The sequence below is a fragment of the Pseudomonas sp. AL 58 genome (genome assembly GCF_036348395.1).
Lineage (GTDB): Bacteria > Pseudomonadota > Gammaproteobacteria > Pseudomonadales > Pseudomonadaceae > Aquipseudomonas > Aquipseudomonas defluvii.
In genome coordinates this window covers 48752-69633 of the sequence record NZ_JAZBQR010000012.1, presented here as the reverse complement: position 1 = coordinate 69633, position 20882 = coordinate 48752, and the positions used below count along the sequence as shown (strand labels likewise).

Below are 20882 nucleotides of genomic sequence, written 5' to 3'. Positions count from 1 at the left end.
ATCAGGATGCCTGGGTCTTGCCCTGAGGGTTGTCGTCGGTCTGGACGGTCATGTTCGCTGCAGAGGGCAGGTTGCGGGCGAACACGCCGCGGTACAGGGCGGCACCAAGGCTTGCCCCTATGATCGGCGCAATTACCGGGATCAGAAAATAGGGCACCTCACGGCCACCGGTGAAGGCGATTGGTCCCCAGCCCGTAAGGTAGGTCATCAGTTTAGGCCCGAAATCGCGTGCGGGGTTCATCGCAAAACCGGTCAGCGGGCCCATCGCGCTGCCGATCACTGCGATCAGCAGGCCGATCAGTACGGGTGCCAGCGCGCCACGTGGCAAGCCGTTGTTGTCGTCAGTAAGGGCCATGATCACCGCCATCAGGATGGCGGTAATGATCACCTCAACCAGGAAAGCCTGGCCGGTAGAGAGCGCCGGGTGCGGATAGGTCGAGAACACGGCGGCCAGCTCAAGGCTGCCTTGGGTGCCGCGCAGCATCTGATGGGTTTGTTCGTAATCGAAGAACAGCGTGCTGTAGAGCGTGTACACCAGCGCAGCGCCGCAGAAAGCACCGGCGATCTGGGCGACGATGTAGAACGCCAGTTTGTGTTTTTCAAAACCTGCGAACAGGCACAGGGCAATGCTGACCGCAGGGTTGAGGTGAGCGCCGGAGATGCCGGCGGTCAGGTAGATTGCCATGCTCACGCCAATGCCCCAGATGATGCTGATCTCCCACAATCCGAAGCTGGCGCCGGCGACCTTGAGCGCTGCAACGCATCCCGTGCCAAAAAATATGAACAAGGCTGTTCCCAGGAACTCGGCCATGCACTGGCTGGAAAGTGTCGGTTGTTGCTGGGCAATGGTCATTCGTTACCTCGGTTCTTGTTGTTGTGAGGCGCTTTGGCGCTCGACATGCTCCGGCAGAAATTCCCCAATTTCTGCTGGAAGGGGCTTTGGGGGTGTTGGCTTATATTCAAAATCGAAAAAATATAGACAAGAAACGCTTATGTCAAAGGTCGAAAGTGAACGGTCATTCACAATCTGACTATTGGTTTGCAGGATGGTGCTGGACGCTGCAAGGGCTGTGCTTGGACGTGATGTAGCCCCCTGTGTAGCTGCTCTGTGGGTTTTGTCCTAAAGTAGCCGACGAAATTTGTCTTTACGGCCTGCCAGGAGTCCGCATGACCCCCGCTCTCGATCTATTGAAAAAGGTTCGTGCCGAACATCGCGTACACAGTTACGAACATGACCCCAAAGCGGCTTCTTATGGGCTGGAGGCTGCGGAGAAGTTGGGGCTGGAGCCCGCGCGGGTGTTCAAGACGCTATTGGCCTGCAGTGAAAAGGGCGAGTTGCTGGTGGCGGTGGTGCCGGTGGCAGGTTCCCTGGACCTCAAGGCCCTGGCCCATGCTGCCGGGGTGAAGAAGTGCGAGATGGCCGACCCCGCTGCTGCTCAGCGTGCCACGGGTTATCTGTTGGGGGGCATCAGCCCGCTGGGGCAGAAGAAGCGCTTGCGCACGTTCATTGATCAGTCTGCACAGCCGCTGCCGACGATTTTTGTCAGTGCCGGGCGGCGTGGCCTGGAGGTTGAGTTGGCGGCTGACGTATTGGCGACCCACACGCAGGCAAGCTTTGCCGAGATCGCCCGCGACTGATAGCAGCTGTGTGGATCGATAAGGCGTGTGGGGCGAGCAAGCCCGCCCCTGGCTATCAAGCGGCCGGGCTGTAACGACGCACGCCGTTGTCGCCTGGCTGGAGTTGTGCGGCAACGCTGCCGGGTGCCGGAAACAGTACCAGGTGGTCTGCCGCAACCACGATACCGACTTCGCTGCCAGGCAAATGGTCGATGTGGCTGGGGAATATCGCTTCGAGCTGGCTGCCGGTTGCCAGTTGCAGGCGATACAGCGTGGACGCGCCGAGGAAGCTCTTGCCGACAATGCGTGCCTTGAGCTCGCTGTCAGGTGCATAGACGATATCGTCTGGCCGCAGCAGTACATCCACTGCGCTGCCAATGGCCATGGTGTAGGCGCGATTTCCGCAGAGCTCGCCGAGTTCAGTCTGTACCGACTCCGGGCTGGTCAGTTGACCGCGAATGAAGTAGCCCTGGCCAATGAAGCTGGCCACGAAGGGGGTCAGGGGCTCATGGTACAGGTTGTAGGGCGTATCCCACTGTTCCAGTCGACCTTCCTTGAACACACCGACATGGTCGCTGACCGCAAAGGCTTCTTCCTGATCGTGGGTAACCAGGATCGCGCTGGTACCACGGCTCTTTAGAATGTCACGCACTTCATGGCTGAGGCGTCGACGCAGTTCGACATCAAGGTTCGAGAACGGCTCGTCAAGAAGCAGCAGTTGTGGCTCGGGCGCCAAGGCGCGGGCCAGGGCAACCCGTTGCTGTTGGCCACCAGAAAGCTCATGAGGGTAACGTTGGCCCAGACCACCGAGCTTGACCAGCTCGAGCATTTCCTCGACCACGTGTTGCTGTTGTGGGTGTTTGCCAATGCCGAATGCAATGTTCTGCGCCACGGTGAGGTGAGGGAACAGTGCATAGTCCTGGAACACCATGCCGATTCGGCGTTTTTCTGGCGCGAGGGTGAACCCTGCTTTGGAGATGACTTCGCCGGCCAGCTGTATCTCGCCCTCATGCACGGGCTCAAAGCCGGCGATGGCGCGTAGCGTGGTGGTTTTCCCGCACCCGGAAGAGCCGAGCAAACAACCGATATCGCCGGCGTTCAGGTGCAGGTTGAGGTTCTGGACAACGCGCTGGCCTTGGTACCCACAGGCCAGGTTGCGAAGGTTGAGCAGTAAAGGTTGACTCATGCGTGGTGGTAAGCCGGTTCAACAAGGAATTCAAGAAGCGCCTTCTGTGCGTGCAGACGGTTTTCCGCCTGGTCCCAAGCGACCGAGCGTGGGTCGTCGAGAAGGTCCATGCTGATTTCCTCGCCGCGGTGAGCAGGCAGGCAATGCATGAACAACACATCGGGGGCAGCGAGGTCGAGCAGCTCGCGCGTTACCTGGTAAGGTGCGAACGTCTTCAGACGCCGTGCAGTTTCCTCCTCCTGCCCCATGGAAGTCCAGACATCGGTGCTCACCAGATGGGCGCCCCGCACAGCCTCCTTCGGATCACGGACGATCGTGACGCGGTCTCCGGCTTGGGCGACGAATTGAGGATTCGGCTCGTAGTCTTCCGGGCAGGCGATGCGCAATTGGAAGTCGAACTGGATGGCGGCTTCTATATAGCTGTTGCACATGTTGTTGCCGTCGCCGATCCAGGCCACGGTTTTGCCCTGGATCGAGCCGCGGTGTTCGAGGAATGTCTGCATGTCGGCCAGCAGTTGGCAAGGGTGCAGGTCATCGGACAGGCCGTTGATCACCGGTACCCGCGAATTGGCGGCGAACTCGGTCAGCGTGCTGTGGGCGAAGGTACGGATCATCACCGCATCCAGCATGCGCGACATGACGATGGCGCAGTCGCTGATCGGCTCACCGCGACCCAGCTGGGTGTCGCGCGGCGAGAGGAAGATGGCCTGGCCGCCGAGCTGGATCATGCCAGCCTCGAATGACAGGCGGGTGCGGGTCGAAGACTTCTCGAAGATCATCCCCAGTACGCGGTTCTTCAGGGGTTCGAACAACACGCCTCGGTTACGCAGGTCCTTCAGCTCGATGCCACGACGGAGCACACCGAGCAGTTCGTCGGGGGTGCAGTCCATCAGGGAGAGAAAGTGCCTTGCGTTCATCATTGACTACCTTTTTGCAACAGACCGCAGATCATCTAAAGCCGGTTTTTGGAAAAACGGGTGAGACCTGCGGCGAAAGCCGCACGTGGCGACGAAATTAGGGGGAGACGCAATACTATAATTAAATGTCGCGTCTTACCAAGAGGGGCTGCAACATCGGCACTGCCGAATCTGCGATAACCCAATGGGGAACAGCTTTTTTGTGTACGCCACAAGGTTTTACACTGCCTGCCAGCGGCTTGGCAAACGCTGCTCACGCTGTTGAGTGCATAACCGCACCGGCTAGCTGCTCATTCGCATATCCGGCGCAAGGTATCTGCTCACTCAAGCGTGGCCCTCCGGACGGCTCCAGTTGCGCTAAATTTGCCCCTGGACGGTGGGCGAAGGGGGATGTTGGCAAGGCCGAGCGCCACGCTCGGCTTTCCGATACAATGCGTCACCGTGCCGACAACCGCGTCGGAAAGTTCAGCCGAGGTGCTCCATGGATATCATCGAAACAATCAAAGAGCAGATTGCCAACAACACCATTCTGCTTTACATGAAAGGCTCGCCCAATGCCCCGCAGTGCGGCTTCTCCGCCAAAGCGGCGCAAGCTGTAATGGGTTGTGGTGAGAAGTTCGCTTACGTGGACATCCTGCAAAACCCGGAAATTCGCGCCAACCTGCCGAAGTACGCCAACTGGCCAACCTTCCCACAATTGTGGGTGGCCGGTGAGCTGGTCGGCGGCAGTGACATCATGACCGAGATGTTTGCCAACGGCGAACTGCAGACGCTGATCAAGGAAGCGGCTGCCAAGGCCAAGGCTGCCGAAGCCTGATTCTTGTCAGCCAACAAAAAGCCCCGCATTGCGGGGCTTTTTGTTGGCTGCGAGAAAGACGGGCTTACTCGCCCATCTGCGACTGCAGGTAGTTTTCCAGGCCGACCTTGTCGATCAGGCTCAGTTGGGTTTCCAGCCAGTCGATATGCTCTTCCTCGGCTTCGAGGATGTCTTCCAGCAGCTCGCGGCTACCGAAGTCGCCAACCGTTTCACAGTGGGCAATCGCGGCCTTGAGATCGGCTAGACCTGTCTGCTCGATTTTCAGGTCGCACTGGAGCATTTCCTTGGTGTGCTCACCAATGAACAGTTTGCCAAGGTCCTGCACGTTCGGGATGCCTTCGAGGAACAGAATCCGCTTGATCAGTTTGTCAGCGTGTTTCATTTCATCGATGGATTCTTTGTACTCGTGCTTGCCGAGCTTATCCAGGCCCCAGTCTTCATACATACGGGCATGCAGGAAGTATTGGTTGATTGCGACCAGCTCGTTTCCGAGGATCTTGTTGAGATGCTGGATGACGCTAACGTCGCCTTTCATGATGGGGTCCTGCCCTGTAGGTGTGCACAATGGTCTGGAGTGTGAGCCGGACAACTTTTGCTGTCAAACCTAAGTTATTGAATAATAAATAGAAACTAATAGGAATAAGAATGTTTTTGTTCCGCGTCTTAGTCCTAAGCACTTGAATTACAGGCATAAAAAAACCGGACGCTGGGTCCGGTTCTTGGAAAGTCTGAATTATGCTGCAGTAAATTCTACTGGATAAGGCAGTGCAGCCTGGCTCACTTGCAGCTCAGTCAGGGTTTCGCGTACGACTTGTTTAGCCAGGCAGGCGCATTTGCCGCACTGAGTGCCCACATTGGTGGCTTCGCGTACGTCACGGTAGCTACAGCAGCCGTCGTAGATTGCATCGCGGATCTGTCCGTCGGTAACACCAACACAAAGACACACATACATAGAGGAGACCATCGTGGCTAAAGGCTCAATGCGGAGGATCTTAATGTTAATGAGAATGCTTGTCAAAGCACTTTGTTGAGCGGTCCCGTTCGCCGCGACGGACGGCAGCCTGGTCAGTGACCGCCCTTAAATTCGGCGGTACACGTTGGGCGGTGTATGATGGTTAGTCCATGCGATGCCAGGTGGGCCATGTGCCCTGCTGTGTATACCATTCCACTACATCAGGAGATATCGAATGAGCGTGCTCGTAGGCAAAAAAGCCCCGGATTTCACGGTTCCAGCCGTACTCGGCAATGGCGAGATCGTCGACAGCTTCAACCTGGCTTCGGCCATCAAGGGCAAGTACGGCCTGGTGTTCTTCTACCCACTGGACTTCACTTTCGTCTGCCCGTCCGAGCTGATCGCCCTGGACCACCGTATTCCTGACTTCCAGGCGCGTAACGTCGAAGTCATCGGTGTTTCGATCGACTCGCATTTCACCCACAATGCTTGGCGTAATACCCCCGTCAACAACGGCGGTATCGGCCCGGTCAAATACACCCTGGCCGCTGACATCTCCCACGAGATCTGCAAGGCCTATGACGTTGAGTCCGAAGGCGGCGTAGCCTTCCGTGGCGCGTTCCTGATCGACACCAACGGTGTGGTCCGTTCGCAAATCGTCAACGACCTGCCGCTGGGCCGTAACATGGACGAGCTGCTGCGTCTGGTCGACGCCCTGCAATTCCACGAAGAGCACGGCGAAGTCTGCCCTGCCAACTGGAAAAAAGGCGACAAGGGCATGACCGCTTCGCCAGAAGGCGTTGCTGCTTACCTGAGCGAAAATGCTGGCAAGCTGTAAGCACCACGCATAAAAAAACCGGCCCCAGTGGCCGGTTTTTTTATGCGTGGCTGTCGACTTCAGTCGTCGAAGTCTTGCCAGCCGCCCATTTGTTTCCAGCGGTTGACGATACCGCAGAACAGCTCGGCGGTTTTTTCGGTGTCATAGCGAGCCGAATGTGCTTCACGTCCGTCAAAGTCGATGTCGGCACTTTGACAGGCCCTGGCCAGTACGGTCTGGCCATAGGCCAGGCCCGCCAGGGTAGCCGTGTCGAAACTGGAGAACGGATGAAACGGGTTGCGCTTCATATCGTTCCGGGCTACCGCGGCATTGAGGAAGCCCAGGTCGAAACTGCTGTTGTGGCCGACCAGAATTGCCCGCTTGCAGCCATTGGCCTTCAAGGCCTTGCGCACACCACGGAAAATGTCGGTTAGCGCGGCCTCCTCGCTAACGGCCATGCGTAGCGGATGGTCCAGCTTGATGCCGGTGAACTCCAGTGCGGCCTGTTCAATATTGGCGCCTTCAAACGGTTCGACACGGAAGAAATAGGTGTGCTCGGGGAACAGGAAACCTTTCTCATCCATGCCGATGGTCACGGCGGCAATTTCCAGCAAGGCGTCGGTTGCGCAGTTGAAACCGCCCGTCTCGACATCCACAACTACTGGCAGGTAACCACGAAAGCGTTCGGCCATGGGGTGACGCGGGCCGCCGCTATGACCTTCCTGGTCGAGGTCGAAGTGATCATCACTCACGCATTTGTCTCCAGCAGGCGCCAGCGCAGTTGTTCACCGGCGCGCAGCGGTACCACGGTGTGCTCGCCGAATGGCAGGCTATCCGGGGCGGTCCAGCTTTCGCGGACCAGGGTAATAGTGTCGGTATTGGTCGGCAGGCCGTAGAACGCAGGGCCATGCAGGCTGGCGAAACCTTCGAGTTTGTCCAGCGCATTGCGCTGCTCGAATGCTTCGGCATACAGCTCGATAGCGGCGTAGGCGGTGTAGCAGCCGGCACAACCGCAGGCGGCTTCCTTGGCGTGACGGGCATGCGGCGCCGAGTCGGTGCCCAGGAAGAACTTGCTGTTGCCGCTGGTAGCGGCATCGAGCAGGGCGACCTGGTGCGTATTGCGCTTGAGGATCGGCAGGCAGTAGTAGTGCGGGCGAATGCCACCGACCAGCATGTGGTTGCGGTTGTACAGCAGGTGCTGAGCAGTAATGGTTGCCCCGACGTTGGCCGGTGCTTCTGTCACGAACTGCACGGCATCGGCCGTTGTAATGTGTTCGAAGACCACTTTAAGCGTCGGGAAACGCTCGACTACGCGGCGCATGTGTTCGTCGATGAACTGCTTCTCGCGGTCGAAGACGTCGACCTCGCTACGCGTTACTTCACCGTGGACCAGTAACGGCATGCCGACTTCAGCCATGGCCTCGAGCACCGGGAAGATGTTGTCGATGCTGGTGACACCCGAGTCCGAGTTGGTGGTCGCACCCGCTGGATAAAGCTTGGCGGCGTGGACGAAACCGCTGGCTTTGGCCGCGCGGATTTCCTCGGGTTGGGTACGGTCGGTGAGGTACAGGACCATCAACGGCTCGAAGCGGCTACCAGCCGGACGGGCCGCGAGGATACGCTCGCGATAGGCGCCGGCTTCGGCGGCGTTGCGCACTGGTGGTACCAGGTTTGGCATGATGATCGCGCGGGCAAAGGTGCGCGCCACATCGCCAACGGTGTGGGGCAGGACGGCACCATCACGAAGATGGATATGCCAGTCGTCAGGACGCAGGAGGGTCAGGCGGTCGGACATTGGGGATTCCAGGCGGGTCGAACTCAAGGTGAATGCTACCGGAAAAGCCGGGTCCGAGCACTCGCTATCAAGTTTTGCCAGGGCTTACCGATACCTTGCAGGTATGCCGTGAAAAATTTGTGGAGCCGCCCGTGCGCCAGCATTATCTAGCCCTGCTCAGCATGTTTGCCAGCCTGCCTGCCATGGCACTTACTTTCCAGACGCGTCTGGAAAGCGTCGAGTGGAAGGTCGAGGGTGATCAGTTCGAGTGCCGATTGATTCAGCCGATTGCCAATTTTGGCTCCGGTGAGTTCGTGCGTCGCGCGGGCGAACAGCCGACCTTCCAGTTGCGTTCGAACAGCAATGTACTGGGGACAGGTTCGGCAACCTTGCTGGCCGCCGCCGCGCCCTGGCAGCCCGGGCGTGGCGATATCAACCTGGGCACTGTGCGCATGGCCCGTAATGGTGTGCTGTTCAACAGCACGCAAGGCCAGGCCAGCCGTTTGATCAATGGCCTGCTGGACGGCCGCAGTACCGTGGTCCGCAATTATGCGGGTGAGGCGGGGCGGGCGATGGAAGTGCGCGTGTTGCCAGTCAAGTTTGGCCAGGCCTACGGTGACTACCAGGTCTGTGCGGCCAAGTTGTTGCCGATGAACTACGACCAGGTGCGTCAGACCCGGGTCGACTTCCCGGGTGGCGGTATCGACCTGGATGCCAATGCCCAAGCGCGACTGGACATCATCCTCGACTTCCTCAAGGCTGATCCGACGGTCAATCATATTGAGCTTGATGGCCATTCGGACAACAGTGGCAATCGCCTGACCAACCGTGACCTGTCACGTCGGCGTGCGCTGGCCGTCATGGATTACTTTAAAAGCCACGGTATTGCAGAAGAGCAGATCACGCTGCGTTTCCATGGTGAGCGGTATCCACTTGCACCGAACAACAGCCCGGCCAACCGCTCGCGCAATCGCCGCGTGAACATTCAGTTGGACCGAGTGGCGCCCGTTGAAAAGCCGGTAGAAGCCGCCAGCGAAAAACCGCTTGGCAAGGCACCAGATGCGGCGTCGACAGCACCAGGCCAAGTGCCTGCAGCCAACACCTCTGTTACCAAGCCGGCCGTTAAGTCCTGAGGTTGAGGGGCGACCGTCCGTCGCGCCCTCGACCGTTCCTGTCGCTTTGTCGTCACAAGCTGTCGCCCCACTGTAAATGTTGCGGTAAGACCGGTAGAATCATCGGTTTTCCGTACAACCCCGTGGAGTGATGGCATGGCGGACGTAAAAAAGGTCGTACTGGCGTATTCCGGCGGCCTTGATACTTCGGTAATTCTCAAGTGGCTGCAAGATACCTATAACTGCGAAGTGGTGACCTTCACCGCCGACCTGGGGCAGGGCGAGGAGGTCGAACCGGCCCGCGCCAAGGCTCAGGCCATGGGTGTCAAAGAAATCTACATCGACGACCTGCGCGAAGAGTTTGTGCGTGACTTCGTGTTCCCGATGTTCCGCGCCAACACCGTTTACGAAGGTGAGTACCTGCTGGGTACCTCCATCGCTCGTCCGCTGATTGCCAAGCGTCTGATCGAAATCGCCAACGAAACCGGCGCCGATGCCATTTCTCATGGCGCGACCGGCAAGGGCAACGACCAGGTACGTTTCGAGCTGGGTGCCTACGCGCTCAAGCCAGGCGTGAAGGTTATTGCGCCATGGCGCGAGTGGGACCTGCTCTCGCGTGAAAAGCTGATGGACTATGCCGAGAAGCACGCGATTCCAATCGAGCGTCACGGCAAGAAGAAGTCGCCGTACTCGATGGACGCCAACCTGCTGCATATCTCCTATGAGGGCGGTGTGCTTGAGGATACCTGGACCGAGCACGAAGAAGACATGTGGCGTTGGACCAAGTCGCCGGAAAACGCGCCGGACGTACCGACCTACATCGAACTGACCTACCGCAACGGTGACATCGTTGCTATCGACGGCGTGGAAATGACCCCCGCTACCGTGCTGGCAACCCTCAACCGCATCGGCGGCGAGAACGGCATCGGGCGTCTGGATATCGTCGAAAACCGCTATGTCGGCATGAAGTCTCGTGGGTGCTACGAAACCCCGGGCGGCACCATCATGCTGCGTGCACACCGCGCCATCGAGTCGATCACCCTCGACCGTGAAGTCGCTCACTTGAAAGATGAGCTGATGCCGAAGTACGCCAGCCTGATCTACACCGGTTACTGGTGGAGCCCAGAGCGTCTGATGCTGCAGCAAATGATCGATGCTTCGCAGGTGAACGTGAACGGTGTTGTACGTCTGAAGCTGTACAAGGGCAACGTGATCGTGACAGGTCGCAAGTCTGATGACTCGCTGTTCGACGCCAACATTGCTACCTTCGAGGAAGATGGCGGTGCTTACAACCAGGCCGATGCAGCGGGCTTCATCAAGCTGAACGCCTTGCGCATGCGCATTGCCGCAAACAAGGGTCGTTCGCTGATTTAAGCGTTCTCCTCGTTTGAAAAAAACCCGGCCTTGGCCGGGTTTTTTTATTCATCGTTTTTATTACTGTGGGTCTGTACATGGCCATGCCTTATGGGGTGTGGAGGACATGGGTTTATTGGTAATCGTCGTTTGAATACCAGCATCCATATTGTAAAAAACCAACGACTCTCCACTTCCGTTACTGGGTGAAAGTCGTGATTGCTTCAGCGCGCTTAATACATGATGTTCAATAAACTGATTCGCGCCGCTGCCGGATAGAAAGATGCTGGATGGGGGTGTGTTGTCGGGTAAAACCGGGCTGTTCGGCGTGTTTATCATGAGTTCTAATTGTGCGAGTTTTTCGCACAGCTCATTGAGTTTCTCATGAAGTGTGTCATTGGGATCATCTCGACACTGTTCGCGTTTTACCGTGCTCGTCGTTGAATATTCAACTGCACTTGAAGAGTGCTCGGCTATGGGCTCTTCATTGCTGTTTTTTTCTTGGGTCAAGCTGTTCGATGCCGCTGTTTCCTGTGCGTGCTCTGTGGGTGATTCAGTATTGTCAGGGACATACAGTGATCGTGTGTTGAAATTTAATGTAAGAAAGAAAAGCAGTGTCAGGAAGGGCGGAAACCCTACAAGAAACCACGTGTAAATTTCTTGGCTGTCTTCACCGAGAAATGGCAGGGAGGCCAGCGCAGAGGCCTCAATGATTCCGGCGAAGATGGCGATGATGGTCAACGGACTTTTGGGTTCGGCGTTGCTCATAATTCAGTACCTTCTGCTCATTTTGGCGGAGATGCATGACGGGCCGCCATGCTCAGAAGGATCGCTCGAATAGTCCGTACAGGTGGGTAATTATGTGTTGTTTCAAGCAATCCGTAAGGCTGCTGTATGGGGTGATTTTTAAAGAGGACTACGAACTTCTATTAATCTAATGGCACTATGGGAAATTTCCTTCAACGATTGTGGCGTCGCTTCATAGGTTGTGACTTTGAATGATGATAGTGTTGTTTTACAGCGGATTTTACTTGCGTTTTCTTTGGCGGGTGCTGCTGTTTTCTGAGTTTGGCATTAATAAAATTTGTAGGAATTGTCCTATGATTTTGTAGGCCGTGTCTTTGAGTGTAAGTGCTTGGCGGGAGCAGAATGCAATATTTCGAATGAATGGGATATTGTGCGAGCTTAAAAACCGAACAGCAAAAATTTGGATTTGCCCATGAATAAAGTGCTGATCGTGGATGATCATCCAGTCATTCGTTTGGCTGTACGCATGCTGATGGAGCGGCATGGTTACGAAGTCATTGCGGAGACGGATAATGGTGTAGATGCACTGCAACTTGCCCGGGAATATCTTCCCGACATTGTTATTCTGGATATTGGAATCCCTAAACTCGACGGGCTTGAGGTCATTACCCGCTTGGCCTCTACAGGGGAGGCGTTGAAGGTGCTGGTGCTGACATCCCAGGCGCCGGGGCATTTTTCAATGCGTTGCATGCAGGCGGGGGCTGCCGGTTATGTTTGCAAGCAACAGGATTTGACCGAGCTCCTCAGCGCAATCAAGGCTGTGCTGTCGGGCTACAGCTACTTTCCCAATCAGGCGTTGCATTCGGTTCGTTCCAATCTGGGAGGGGCCAGTGAAGCGGAGATGGTCGAACGCCTCTCGGGTCGGGAAATGATGGTGCTGCAACAATTGGCGCGCGGCAAAAGCAACAAGGAAATCGCCGATAGCATGTTCCTCAGCAACAAGACGGTCAGTACCTACAAGACGCGTTTGCTGCTGAAACTTAACGCCCGCTCCCTGGTCGATCTGATTGAGCTCGCTCAACGTAACGATCTGGTATGAAATGACGTTCAAAATAGCTTCCCGACCAGGAGGCTTTTTGATAACCCACTACTCGCCGCCCTGTTGATTGGGCGGCTGTTCGTTAAAGATCGAAGTCGTAGTCCGCCAACTGTTTCTGCAAACGGCGCTCTTCCAGCAGGTTGTCAATGGTGCGGCGTTTACTCAGATTGGTTTTTGCCGTCTCTACCGGAACATCCGCGACAGGCGAATCTTCGCTGGCAGTAAAGTCGTCATCCAGATCCAGGTCTTCTTTATCGGTGCTCATAAGTCACTCCACGGCAAGAGGGCCATTGGCGCACCTTATAACGAGATTCTCAGGTCCGGTAAAAAAGATTTTTTCAATCGGCTAATCAGCTTTTTCGCTATTTGCTCAATCGTCTGAAGTCTTGTGCTTGTAATCACACAGGTCTTCGATCCGGCAACTGCCGCAACGTGGCTTGCGCGCCTGGCACACATAGCGACCATGCAGGATCAGCCAGTGGTGGGCGTCCAGCAGGTAAGCCTTGGGTACAAACTTCAGCAGCCCCTTTTCAACCTCTAGAACGTTCTTGCCGGGGGCTATACCCGTGCGGTTGCTGACACGGAAAATATGGGTGTCGACAGCCATTGCGGGTTGTCGGAAGGCGGTGTTGAGCACCACGTTAGCGGTTTTTCGACCCACCCCAGGCAGTGCCTCAAGGGCTTCACGGTTATCCGGCACCTGACTGCCATGCTTTTCCACCAGTAATCGGCAGGTTTCGATAACGTTTTTCGCTTTGCTGTTGTACAGGCCAATGGTCTTGATGTACTCCGACAGCCCCTCGACGCCTAGTGCGTATATTGCCTCTGGCGTATTGGCCACCGGGAACAGGCGTGCAGTGGCCTTATTGACCCCAACGTCGGTAGCCTGTGCGGACAGGATGACTGCAATCAGCAGCTCGAAGGGCGATGTGTAGGCAAGCTCGGTCTTCGGTTCTGGATTGTCTTCATGCAGCCTGCGAAATATTTCCAGGCGTTTTGTAGCATTCATGGGTCAGCGAATTCCTTGGCAGCGAGAGGACGCACGTTGGCGCCAGGCCCTATTGTACAGGGCGAGCAACAGGCCAAGAAGGAACAGGGCCCCAGGGGTGAGATGGGCCAGGCGCATACCGCTGCCCATCAGCTCACGAGCCACACCCAGGCTGATACAGAGTGCAGCGAACCCGAGTAACAGGCTCAGCGGGAGGCGCCAGCTTTTGGCGTGTCCCAGCGCATGCTCGAACAGCACGCACTGCAGCGCGATCAGTGCGGTGTAAAGGCCCAGGCTCTGGTAAAGCACCAAGGCGTAGGCGCGTAGGCTCAGTTCCAGGCAGGTGACGATTGTCGCAGCCAAAAGCATGCTGGCGACTTCTGCACCGATACCCGTCAGTAGCCGCCTCAGGGGCGTCATACCGAGGCGATGCAACAATATTGCCAGTAGGCTGAGCGCTGCTATCGAAGCGCCCTGCAGGAGCGTTTGCGTGGCGCCCAGCAGCGGTGCCAGGCTTAGGCCGGCAAGCCAGTGTCTATTCATCTGTGGCCCCTTCGAGTAGGTCTTTGGCATGCTCATCGAAGTAGCGCAGGGCGTCATGTAGCGCCTGGATCACGGCGCGAGAGGTCACACTTGCGCCGGCCAGTTGGTCGAACTGGCCATTATCGCGTTTCAGTGCCCAGGCGGCATCGGGCGTAGTCGTGAGCCCATGGCCGATGAAGTGCTGCAGCCAGGTGTTACCGGGTTCTACAAGCTGCGCGCCAAGGCCCGGGGTTTCCTGTTGTTGCAGGACTTTCAGGCCCATCAGCCGGCCGCTGGGGTCTATGGCAATCAGTATGTCCAGCGCGCCGCCGTAGCCCTGCGTACGACTATGCAGTACCACGGCGCTCGGCTGTCCGCCAAGTAGCGCACGGTAGCCTGCGCGCAGTGTGCTATGCGCCAGGCGGGTATCACTCAGGCGGATGGGGTGTTGCAGGGGGCTATTGTCATAGGCGTCAGCGGGCAGCACGCTTAGCCATGTCTGTGCCTTGAGTTGTTCCTGTGCGACCCTGATCGGCGCGGCAGCGTAGTGATGCCAGGCCATGCTGACCGCGACTGCCAGTAACGCAAGGGCAGCCAGCAGCATGCGGCTGCGCAGACCTGTACGGTTCATGTTGCCTCCCGTTCCCAGCGGCCGGCCCAACGTTCCAGGGCTGGCACCGCAAGGTTCATCAGCAGCACTGCGAACGCTATGCCGTCTGGGTAGCTGCCCCACGTTCTGATCAGGTAGATCAATGCCCCGACTCCTGCGCCAAACAGCAGGCGGGCCTTGGGGCTCCTGGGGCCGGACACCGGTTCTGTGACAATGAAGAACGCCGCGAACAGGGTTGAGCCGGATAACAGGTGCAGCAGTGGCGAGCCGTGGGAGTCGGAGCCCGAACCGTTCCAGCAGAACAAGCTGATGATAAACAGACTGCTCAGTAGCCCTACTGGCGCATGCCAGCTGAATACCTTGCGCTGGAGCAGGAACACGCCGCCCAGCAAGAAGCCAAGGCTGGCCCACTCGGTACCTTTACCGCCGAAATGGCCAAATCCGGGGTGCTGGGCGAACAACTCATCCATGGTCAGGCTTCTGTTGTTGCGCAAGCCATCCAGTACGGTGGCTTGTACCCAAGCGTCGGGTTGTGTGCTGCTGGCGATACCAAACACCTGGTGCAGGCTGCTGCCAAGGTCCAGCGGTTGGGGGGCAGGCCACTGGGTCATCGCAACCGGGAACGACAGCAAGACCAGGGCATAGCCAAGCATGGCGGGATTGAATGGATTCTTGCCCACACCGCCGTACAGGTGTTTGCCTATCGCAATCGCGCTACTGGCGGCGATCATCGGCAACCACCAGGGCGCATAGGCGGGCAGTGCAATGGCCAGCAATGTCGCGGTGACCAGGGCGCTGCCGTCGCTTAACGCGACCCGAACAGGGCGCTGCATCAGCATGAGCAAGCCAGCCTCGGTTGCCAGCGCTCCGACGCTGGTCAGCAGCAGGTTGAGCAGCAAGCCCCAGCCGTGCAACCAGAGCAACGCCAGAAGCCCTGGGGCGCAGGCCAGCAGCACCAGCCCCATGGTGGAGCGCAGACGCTCGCTGACATCAGCCGCGGCCATGCTCGCTCACTGCCTGGAGCGATTCAAGGTGCGCTTGCGCAGCCTGAGATTCGCGCTCCAGTTCCAGTAATTGGGCATGCTGGGCGTCGCTCGGGGTTTCACCGAACGCCGTACGGGCCTTGTTCAGCTGGGCGCGACTCATGGCTGCGGCGATCTTCGCCTGCTTCAGGGCCGCATCGGCTGCGGCGATCTTTTGAGCCTTGACGCGTTCGATAGCTGCCTTGATTGGGTCATCGGTTGCCGTTTCGGTCGTGGCATTGGCCGCTGGGCGTTGGCTGCGGGCAAGGCGTTCGGCTTGTTTGCGAGCCTCGTCACGCTGCAGGCGTGCATTGCGCTGTTCGTAACGTTGCCTGGAGTGGTCACGCTTGGCGGTTCGTGCAGCCCGTTGCTCGGCATCGGTTGCCAGCCCGCCAACGATGGGGATGATTACGCTGTTCGCCGGTAAGGGCAGCAAGTCGATGCAGTCGACCGGACAGGGCGCAACACACAGGTCACAGCCGGTGCATTCGGTGCTGATGACCGTGTGCATCAGTTTGGCTGCGCCGACAATCGCATCCACCGGGCAGGCCTGGATGCATTTGGTGCAGCCGATACATTCCGCTTCCCTGATGTAGGCGACCTGAGCCGGTGCACTGCCGCGCTCGGGGTCCAGCGCCAGAATCGGTACGTTAAGCAGCTCGGCCAGGGCGGCGATCGTTTCGTCGCCGCCTGGCGGGCATTTGTTGATGGCCTCGCCCTTGGCCAGGCCTTCTGCGTATGGGCGGCATCCGCCGTGGCCGCATTTGCCGCATTGGGTCTGTGGCAGCAGAGCGTCGATGCGTTGAATCAGACTCATGATGTAAACAATCCGTTGAGGCCGAGAAAGGCCATGGCCATGATACCGGCGCCAATCAGCTCCAGTGGCAGGCCGCGAAAGGACTCGGGTATGGCGTCGTTGTCGAGGGTACGCTGTCTAAGGTCGTCGAGCAGTATCAGTACCAGCCAAAAGCCCAGGCCGCTGCCTATGCTCAAGGCTATGACCTGCAGCACGTCGAGTTCAGGGCTACTGGCGGTGAGGCTCAGCGCCAGCACGCCGGCATTGCCAAGCAGCAGAGGCTTCAGACCCGTCTGCGGCAGTTGGGGCTGCCAGCGACTGACAAGGGTAAGCAGTGGCGTGATCAGTACGATGCACAATGGCAGGAACACGAACAGGCGCAGATAGTCCAGCTGCAAGGGCAGGAGCAGGTAGCGATAGAGGAGCTGACCGATCAGGGTGCTGCTCAGCATCAGCAGGCCGGTGGTCAATCCCAGTGCATGGATCTTGTGTCGGTCTGCAGCGCCATCAATACGCAGGGCGGGATCAAGGGCCAACCCCTGGTGCAGGACGATGTTGTTGATCAATGCAGCGCCGATGAGCGTAACGATCAGTTCTGTCATTGGAGGGCCGAAAAATCAGGGCTGTCCGCCATTATCCGGCAACGACGAGGGGAAGAGAACGCCCCGGTCTGAGATGACCGGGGCGGATATCACTTATTTGATGCGTTGACCCGGTTTTGCACCGCTGTCCGGGCTCAACAGGTAGATCTCTTCACCGCCAGGGCCGGCAGCCATTACCATGCCTTCGGAGATGCCGAAGCGCATTTTGCGTGGTTTCAGGTTGGCGATCATCATGGTCAGCCGACCTTCCAGCTTGGCCGGGTCCGGGTAGGCCGACTTGATGCCGGAGAACACGTTGCGCTGTTCGTCACCGATGTCCAAGGTCAGGCGCAGCAGTTTGTCGGCACCTTCCACTGCTTCGGCCTTGAGGATCAAGGCAACACGCAGGTCGACCGCCGCAAAGGCGTCGAAGTCGATCTCCGGCGACAGTGGATCCTTGGCCAACTCGCCGTTGCCAGTTGCTACGCTGGTCTGGGTCGCTTCCAGGTCTTCTTTGCTGGCAGCCGTCATGGCCTCGACCTTGAGCGGGTCGATACGGCTCATCAGGGCCTTGAACGGGTTCAACTTATGGTTGACGAGGCGGGTCTGATGGTCGGCCCAGGTCAGCGGGGCAACGTTCAGGAACGCTTCGGCATCGGCGGCCAGTACTGGCAGCACCGGCTTGAGGAAAATCACCAGTTGGCGGAACAGGTTAACGCCTTGGGCGCAGATCGCCTGGACTTCTTCCTGCTTGCCTTCCTGCTTGGCCAGTGACCAAGGTGCCTTGTCGGCAATCCAGGCGTTTGCGCGGTCGGCCAGGGCCATGATCTCGCGCATGGCGCGGGCGAAATCGCGGTTCTCGTAGGCTTCGGCAATGCCGGGTGCGGCGGCCAGGAAGGCTTCGGTCAGTTCCGGTGCTGCGTCGCCATCGACCATCACACCGTCGTTGCCCTTGTGGATGAAACCGGCGCAACGGCTGGCAATGTTCACCACCTTGCCAACCAGGTCGGAGTTGACCTTCTGTACGAAATCTTCGAGGTTCAGGTCGAGGTCGTCCACGCCGCGGCTGAGTTTGGCGGCGTAGTAGTAGCGCAGATATTCCGGCGACAGGTGATCCAGGTAGGTGCGGGCCTTGATGAAGGTGCCGCGCGACTTGGACATTTTCTGGCCGTTGACCGTCAGGTAGCCGTGGACGTTGATGCCGGTAGGCTTGCGATAGCCGGCACCTTCGAGCATGGCAGGCCAGAACAGGGCGTGGAAGTTGACGATGTCCTTGCCGATGAAGTGGTACAGCTCGGCTTTCGAGTCCTTGTTCCAGAACGCATCGAAGTCGAGCTCCGGGCGGCGTTCGCAGAGGTTCTTGAAGCTGGCCATGTAGCCGATCGGCGCATCCAGCCAGACGTAGAAGTATTTGCCAGGCTCGTCCGGGATCTCGAAGCCGAAGTACGGTGCGTCACGGGAGATGTCCCACTCCTGCAGGCCGGCATCGAGCCATTCGGCGATCTTGTTGGCTACCGCGTCCTGCAGGGTGCCGCTGCGGGTCCAGCTCTGCAGCATGGCCTGGAAGTCTGGCAGCTTGAAGAAAAAGTGCTGGGAGTCTTTCAGTACCGGTGTGGCGCCGGAGATTGCCGACTTGGGGTTCTTCAGTTCGGTTGGCGCGTAGGTGGCACCGCATTTCTCGCAGTTGTCACCGTACTGGTCTTCTGCCGCACATTTCGGGCAGGTGCCCTTGATGAAGCGGTCGGCCAGGAACATTTTCTTGTCCGGGTCGAAATACTGGGTGATCGAGCGGGTTGCGATGTGCCCGGCGTCGCGCAACTTCAGGTAGATATGGCTCGACAGCGCCCGGTTCTCTTCGGCGTGGGTCGAGTGGAAGTTGTCGAAGTCCACCAGGAAGTCAGCAAAGTCGCTGCTGTGCTCAGCTTGCACGCCGGCAATCAGTTGCTCCGGAGTGATGCCTTCTTTTTCGGCGCGCAGCATGATTGCCGAGCCGTGGGCATCGTCAGCGCATACATAGATGCACTGGTTACCGCGAAGCTTCTGGAAACGCACCCACATGTCGGTCTGGATGTATTCGAGCATGTGGCCAAGGTGGATGGAACCGTTGGCATAGGGGAGGGCGCTGGTGACTAGAATCTGGCGTGGCTCGGACATGGGGGCTCGGCTACTTTCGGCTACAAGAGATGAAACGGAGATCGGTCACTATAAAACGCCGGGAAATATATTTCACCCCGTGCACGTATCTGGGCGTGTTTCACGGGTTAGCATAGTGACCTGTTTTGCTCAGTCTTTTATCGGGAGTCTCCATGAGTGCCGTCACTCGCGCAGCCGTCGAATCCGTCCTTCGTCAATACACCGACCCTTACCTGAACCAGGATCCGGTCAGCGCTGGCTGTGTCCAGGCCATCGATATCCAGGGCGAGCGCGTCAGCGTGAAGCTGCAACTGGGCTATGCCGCCGGGCTGTTCAAGAAAGGGTGGGCGCAGGTGCTGCAGACCGCCATCGAGGGGATGGAGGGTGTCGCTGCGGCCTCGGTCGAGATCGACTGCGTGATCGCCGCACACAAGGCCCAGGCGCAGATTCCGGGGTTGGCCAACGTCAAGAACATCGTTGCCGTAGCCTCCGGCAAGGGTGGCGTCGGCAAGTCGACAACAGCTGCCAATCTGGCGCTGGCGTTGGCCCGCGAGGGTGCCCGTGTGGGTATTCTGGATGCGGATATCTATGGTCCGAGCCAAGGTGTGATGTTTGGCATCCCTGAAGGCACCCGACCGAAGGTCAAGGATCAGAAGTGGTTCGTGCCACTTCAGGCTCACGGTGTTGAGGTCATGTCCATGGCATTCCTGACCGACGACAACACACCGATGGTGTGGCGTGGCCCGATGGTCTCTGGCGCCTTGCTGCAATTGGTGACACAGACCGCATGGGACAATCTGGACTACCTGGTGATCGACATGCCGCCGGGCACGGGCGATATCCAATTGACCTTGGCGCAGAAGGTGCCGGTGGCGGGTTCGGTTATTGTGACTACGCCCCAGGATCTGGCCCTGCTGGATGCCCGCAAAGGAGTGGAAATGTTCCGCAAGGTGAACATTCCGGTGCTGGGTGTGGTTGAGAACATGGCCGTACATATCTGCTCGAACTGTGGCCATGCCGAGCACCTGTTCGGTGAAGGCGGTGGCGAGAAGCTGGCGGCACAGTACGGGGTCGAGTTGTTGGCGTCATTGCCGTTGTCGATGCTGATTCGCGAGCAGGCTGATAGCGGTAAGCCAACAGCCATCGCCGAGCCCGAGAGCCAGATCGCCATGGTGTACCAGGAACTGGCTCGTCAGGTCGGCGCACGGATCGTGCTGCAGGAAGCCGCAACCCCGGCGATGCCGAGCATTACCATCAGCGAAGACTAATGCCTGTAGGCGCCGGCGATACTATCGCCGGCAGTGCCGGTTATTTCAGTGCCGGGTAAACTGAGGGCATAAAAAAACCCCGCCTGTTGAGGGCGGGGTTTTTTCAAGCTAAAAAGCGGAAGTTAGATAACTTCTACTTCTTCAGCCTGCATGCCTTTCTGGCCGCGGGTAGCGACGAAAGAAACCTGCTGGCCTTCTTTCAGGCTCTTGAAGCCGTCAGCCTTGATGGCTTTGAAGTGTACGAACAGGTCGTCACCGGATTGTGGAGTGATGAAGCCGAAGCCTTTTTCATCGTTGAACCACTTAACGGTACCGGTTTGGCGATTGGACATTGGATGTCTCCTTGGACAAAGTTAACTACGGTTCAGGAAACGCCCTGGCCGAGACTGAGTGCAAAGAGCAGGAAAATTCATGAAGATGTGTTGATCGAAATCTTGCATCAGGTAGAGATTCTCAGTGACATTGTGCAGCACAGTGACGCCACCTTAACCCTTTTTCCAGAACGTGCCAATGGTCTTGTTGAGCTTTCGCGCAAATGCATGACTGACGGTGCATGTCGCGCCTGTCCAAG

At 58.0% G+C, this 20882-nt stretch carries 22 protein-coding genes and 2 pseudogenes; 7 read left to right on the top strand and 17 right to left on the bottom strand.

Features of this window, described 5'->3' with window-relative positions:
• Position 1: 1 nt before the first annotated feature.
• Complete coding sequence (locus tag UIA24_RS14695) at positions 2 to 853, bottom strand: MIP/aquaporin family protein (RefSeq protein ID WP_102053775.1); 852 nt, start codon at positions 851 to 853, stop codon at positions 2 to 4.
• A gap of 314 nt (positions 854 to 1167) precedes the next feature.
• Here UIA24_RS14695 and ybaK point away from each other — a divergent pair, with 314 nt between their 5' ends.
• Positions 1168 to 1638, top strand: coding sequence for a Cys-tRNA(Pro) deacylase (gene ybaK, locus UIA24_RS14690; protein WP_065759322.1), 471 nt, complete (start codon positions 1168 to 1170; stop codon positions 1636 to 1638).
• A 55-nt stretch (positions 1639 to 1693) separates the two neighbouring features.
• Here the strand turns inward: ybaK and UIA24_RS14685 are convergent, their stop codons facing one another.
• Positions 1694 to 2803 carry an ABC transporter ATP-binding protein gene (locus UIA24_RS14685; protein WP_099775618.1) on the bottom strand — a complete coding sequence of 370 codons (1110 nt, stop codon included), beginning with the start codon at positions 2801 to 2803 and terminating at the stop codon, positions 1694 to 1696.
• The gene (argF, locus tag UIA24_RS14680; RefSeq protein ID WP_065759320.1) at positions 2800 to 3720 is read right to left on the bottom strand and encodes an ornithine carbamoyltransferase; all 921 of its coding nucleotides are present in this window, start codon (positions 3718 to 3720) and stop codon (positions 2800 to 2802) included. Before argF ends, UIA24_RS14685 begins: the two co-directional genes overlap by 4 nt.
• A gap of 481 nt (positions 3721 to 4201) precedes the next feature.
• Here argF and grxD point away from each other — a divergent pair, with 481 nt between their 5' ends.
• Complete coding sequence (grxD, locus tag UIA24_RS14675; RefSeq protein ID WP_065759319.1) at positions 4202 to 4537, top strand: Grx4 family monothiol glutaredoxin; 336 nt, start codon at positions 4202 to 4204, stop codon at positions 4535 to 4537.
• 64 nt (positions 4538 to 4601) lie between these two features.
• Here grxD and bfr read toward each other — a convergent pair whose 3' ends face one another.
• Together bfr and UIA24_RS14665 are read right to left on the bottom strand one after the other, a co-directional pair.
• A complete protein-coding gene (gene bfr, locus UIA24_RS14670; protein ID WP_065759318.1) occupies positions 4602 to 5072 on the bottom strand; it encodes a bacterioferritin in 471 nt (156 codons plus the stop codon).
• Positions 5073 to 5270: 198 nt separating this feature from the next.
• Complete coding sequence (locus UIA24_RS14665) at positions 5271 to 5489, bottom strand: bacterioferritin-associated ferredoxin (RefSeq protein ID WP_065759317.1); 219 nt, start codon at positions 5487 to 5489, stop codon at positions 5271 to 5273.
• A 235-nt stretch (positions 5490 to 5724) separates the two neighbouring features.
• Between UIA24_RS14665 and UIA24_RS14660 the strand changes: the two genes are divergently transcribed.
• Positions 5725 to 6327 (top strand): peroxiredoxin, encoded by a 603-nt coding sequence (locus tag UIA24_RS14660; RefSeq protein ID WP_065759316.1) that lies wholly within the window; start codon positions 5725 to 5727, stop codon positions 6325 to 6327.
• A 59-nt stretch (positions 6328 to 6386) separates the two neighbouring features.
• Here UIA24_RS14660 and rnt read toward each other — a convergent pair whose 3' ends face one another.
• Both rnt and pyrC read right to left on the bottom strand, forming a co-directional pair.
• Positions 6387 to 7058: a ribonuclease T gene (gene rnt / locus UIA24_RS14655; protein ID WP_099775617.1), complete on the bottom strand. Its 672-nt coding sequence runs from the start codon at positions 7056 to 7058 to the stop codon at positions 6387 to 6389.
• Complete coding sequence (gene pyrC / locus UIA24_RS14650) at positions 7055 to 8101, bottom strand: dihydroorotase (protein ID WP_099775616.1); 1047 nt, start codon at positions 8099 to 8101, stop codon at positions 7055 to 7057. Before pyrC ends, rnt begins: the two co-directional genes overlap by 4 nt.
• A 131-nt stretch (positions 8102 to 8232) precedes the next feature.
• Between pyrC and UIA24_RS14645 the strand changes: the two genes are divergently transcribed.
• Both UIA24_RS14645 and UIA24_RS14640 read left to right on the top strand, forming a co-directional pair.
• A complete protein-coding gene (locus tag UIA24_RS14645; protein ID WP_099776764.1) occupies positions 8233 to 9213 on the top strand; it encodes a flagellar protein MotY in 981 nt (326 codons plus the stop codon).
• A 135-nt stretch (positions 9214 to 9348) separates the two neighbouring features.
• On the top strand, positions 9349 to 10566 hold the full coding sequence (locus tag UIA24_RS14640; protein ID WP_065761933.1) for an argininosuccinate synthase: 1218 nt from the start codon (positions 9349 to 9351) through the stop codon (positions 10564 to 10566).
• A 450-nt stretch (positions 10567 to 11016) separates the two neighbouring features.
• Here the strand turns inward: UIA24_RS14640 and UIA24_RS23325 are convergent.
• Positions 11017 to 11313: pseudogene (locus UIA24_RS23325) on the bottom strand (hypothetical protein); the annotation flags it as partial.
• Between the two features lie 451 nt (positions 11314 to 11764).
• Between UIA24_RS23325 and UIA24_RS14630 the strand changes: the two are divergent.
• Entirely contained in the window at positions 11765 to 12391 is a 627-nt protein-coding gene (locus tag UIA24_RS14630) for a response regulator transcription factor (protein ID WP_065760458.1), read from the top strand.
• Between the two features lie 82 nt (positions 12392 to 12473).
• On the opposite strand, the gene UIA24_RS14625 is transcribed toward UIA24_RS14630, so the two are convergent.
• The 8 genes and pseudogenes from UIA24_RS14625 to metG all read right to left on the bottom strand — a co-directional run bounded on the left by UIA24_RS14625 (position 12474) and on the right by metG (position 19064).
• On the bottom strand, positions 12474 to 12656 hold the full coding sequence (locus UIA24_RS14625) for a PA3496 family putative envelope integrity protein (RefSeq protein ID WP_065760457.1): 183 nt from the start codon (positions 12654 to 12656) through the stop codon (positions 12474 to 12476).
• 105 nt (positions 12657 to 12761) lie between these two features.
• Positions 12762 to 13400, bottom strand: a complete 639-nt coding sequence (gene nth / locus UIA24_RS14620) for an endonuclease III (RefSeq protein ID WP_102053396.1) — start codon at positions 13398 to 13400, stop codon at positions 12762 to 12764.
• A 3-nt stretch (positions 13401 to 13403) separates the two neighbouring features.
• The gene (locus UIA24_RS14615) at positions 13404 to 13922 is read right to left on the bottom strand and encodes an Rnf-Nqr domain containing protein (RefSeq protein WP_330523160.1); all 519 of its coding nucleotides are present in this window, start codon (positions 13920 to 13922) and stop codon (positions 13404 to 13406) included.
• Positions 13915 to 14532, bottom strand: a complete 618-nt coding sequence (locus UIA24_RS14610) for an RnfABCDGE type electron transport complex subunit G (protein ID WP_065760454.1) — start codon at positions 14530 to 14532, stop codon at positions 13915 to 13917. The genes UIA24_RS14615 and UIA24_RS14610 overlap by 8 nt, the downstream gene beginning before the upstream one ends.
• Entirely contained in the window at positions 14529 to 15515 is a 987-nt protein-coding gene (locus UIA24_RS14605) for an RnfABCDGE type electron transport complex subunit D (protein ID WP_330523159.1), read from the bottom strand. The genes UIA24_RS14610 and UIA24_RS14605 overlap by 4 nt, the downstream gene beginning before the upstream one ends.
• Before the next feature lie 10 nt (positions 15516 to 15525).
• Positions 15526 to 16350: pseudogene (gene rsxB, locus UIA24_RS14600) on the bottom strand (electron transport complex subunit RsxB); the annotation flags it as partial.
• A complete protein-coding gene (locus tag UIA24_RS14595; RefSeq protein WP_099775610.1) occupies positions 16347 to 16931 on the bottom strand; it encodes an Rnf-Nqr domain containing protein in 585 nt (194 codons plus the stop codon). The pseudogene rsxB and the gene UIA24_RS14595, both read right to left, overlap by 4 nt.
• Positions 16932 to 17024: 93 nt before the next feature.
• A complete protein-coding gene (metG, locus tag UIA24_RS14590) occupies positions 17025 to 19064 on the bottom strand; it encodes a methionine--tRNA ligase (protein WP_102053390.1) in 2040 nt (679 codons plus the stop codon).
• Between the two features lie 152 nt (positions 19065 to 19216).
• Between metG and apbC the strand changes: the two genes are divergently transcribed.
• Positions 19217 to 20311 carry an iron-sulfur cluster carrier protein ApbC gene (gene apbC / locus UIA24_RS14585; protein ID WP_065760449.1) on the top strand — a complete coding sequence of 365 codons (1095 nt, stop codon included), beginning with the start codon at positions 19217 to 19219 and terminating at the stop codon, positions 20309 to 20311.
• A gap of 122 nt (positions 20312 to 20433) precedes the next feature.
• Here apbC and UIA24_RS14580 read toward each other — a convergent pair whose 3' ends face one another.
• On the bottom strand, positions 20434 to 20643 hold the full coding sequence (locus tag UIA24_RS14580; protein WP_009396490.1) for a cold-shock protein: 210 nt from the start codon (positions 20641 to 20643) through the stop codon (positions 20434 to 20436).
• Between the last annotated feature and the right edge of the window lie 239 nt (positions 20644 to 20882).

Excerpts from the sequence above, each read along its gene's own strand:
- UIA24_RS14595 (WP_099775610.1), bottom strand. The coding sequence starts at position 16,931 with ATGACAGAACTGATCGTTACGCTCATCGGCGCTGCATTGATCAACAAC.
- UIA24_RS14625 (WP_065760457.1), bottom strand. The coding sequence starts at position 12,656 with ATGAGCACCGATAAAGAAGACCTGGATCTGGATGACGACTTTACTGCC.
- apbC (WP_065760449.1), top strand. The coding sequence starts at position 19,217 with ATGAGTGCCGTCACTCGCGCAGCCGTCGAATCCGTCCTTCGTCAATAC.
- bfr (WP_065759318.1), bottom strand. The coding sequence starts at position 5,072 with ATGAAAGGCGACGTTAGCGTCATCCAGCATCTCAACAAGATCCTCGGA.
- UIA24_RS14615 (WP_330523160.1), bottom strand. The coding sequence starts at position 13,922 with ATGAATAGACACTGGCTTGCCGGCCTAAGCCTGGCACCGCTGCTGGGC.
- UIA24_RS14580 (WP_009396490.1), bottom strand. The coding sequence starts at position 20,643 with ATGTCCAATCGCCAAACCGGTACCGTTAAGTGGTTCAACGATGAAAAA.
- UIA24_RS14685 (WP_099775618.1), bottom strand. The coding sequence starts at position 2,803 with ATGAGTCAACCTTTACTGCTCAACCTTCGCAACCTGGCCTGTGGGTAC.
- UIA24_RS14605 (WP_330523159.1), bottom strand. The coding sequence starts at position 15,515 with ATGGCCGCGGCTGATGTCAGCGAGCGTCTGCGCTCCACCATGGGGCTG.
- ybaK (WP_065759322.1), top strand. The coding sequence starts at position 1,168 with ATGACCCCCGCTCTCGATCTATTGAAAAAGGTTCGTGCCGAACATCGC.
- UIA24_RS14630 (WP_065760458.1), top strand. The coding sequence starts at position 11,765 with ATGAATAAAGTGCTGATCGTGGATGATCATCCAGTCATTCGTTTGGCT.
- metG (WP_102053390.1), bottom strand. The coding sequence starts at position 19,064 with ATGTCCGAGCCACGCCAGATTCTAGTCACCAGCGCCCTCCCCTATGCC.
- nth (WP_102053396.1), bottom strand. The coding sequence starts at position 13,400 with ATGAATGCTACAAAACGCCTGGAAATATTTCGCAGGCTGCATGAAGAC.
- UIA24_RS14695 (WP_102053775.1), bottom strand. The coding sequence starts at position 853 with ATGACCATTGCCCAGCAACAACCGACACTTTCCAGCCAGTGCATGGCC.
- UIA24_RS14610 (WP_065760454.1), bottom strand. The coding sequence starts at position 14,532 with ATGAACCGTACAGGTCTGCGCAGCCGCATGCTGCTGGCTGCCCTTGCG.
- grxD (WP_065759319.1), top strand. The coding sequence starts at position 4,202 with ATGGATATCATCGAAACAATCAAAGAGCAGATTGCCAACAACACCATT.
- UIA24_RS14665 (WP_065759317.1), bottom strand. The coding sequence starts at position 5,489 with ATGTATGTGTGTCTTTGTGTTGGTGTTACCGACGGACAGATCCGCGAT.
- argF (WP_065759320.1), bottom strand. The coding sequence starts at position 3,720 with ATGAACGCAAGGCACTTTCTCTCCCTGATGGACTGCACCCCCGACGAA.
- pyrC (WP_099775616.1), bottom strand. The coding sequence starts at position 8,101 with ATGTCCGACCGCCTGACCCTCCTGCGTCCTGACGACTGGCATATCCAT.
- UIA24_RS14660 (WP_065759316.1), top strand. The coding sequence starts at position 5,725 with ATGAGCGTGCTCGTAGGCAAAAAAGCCCCGGATTTCACGGTTCCAGCC.
- UIA24_RS14640 (WP_065761933.1), top strand. The coding sequence starts at position 9,349 with ATGGCGGACGTAAAAAAGGTCGTACTGGCGTATTCCGGCGGCCTTGAT.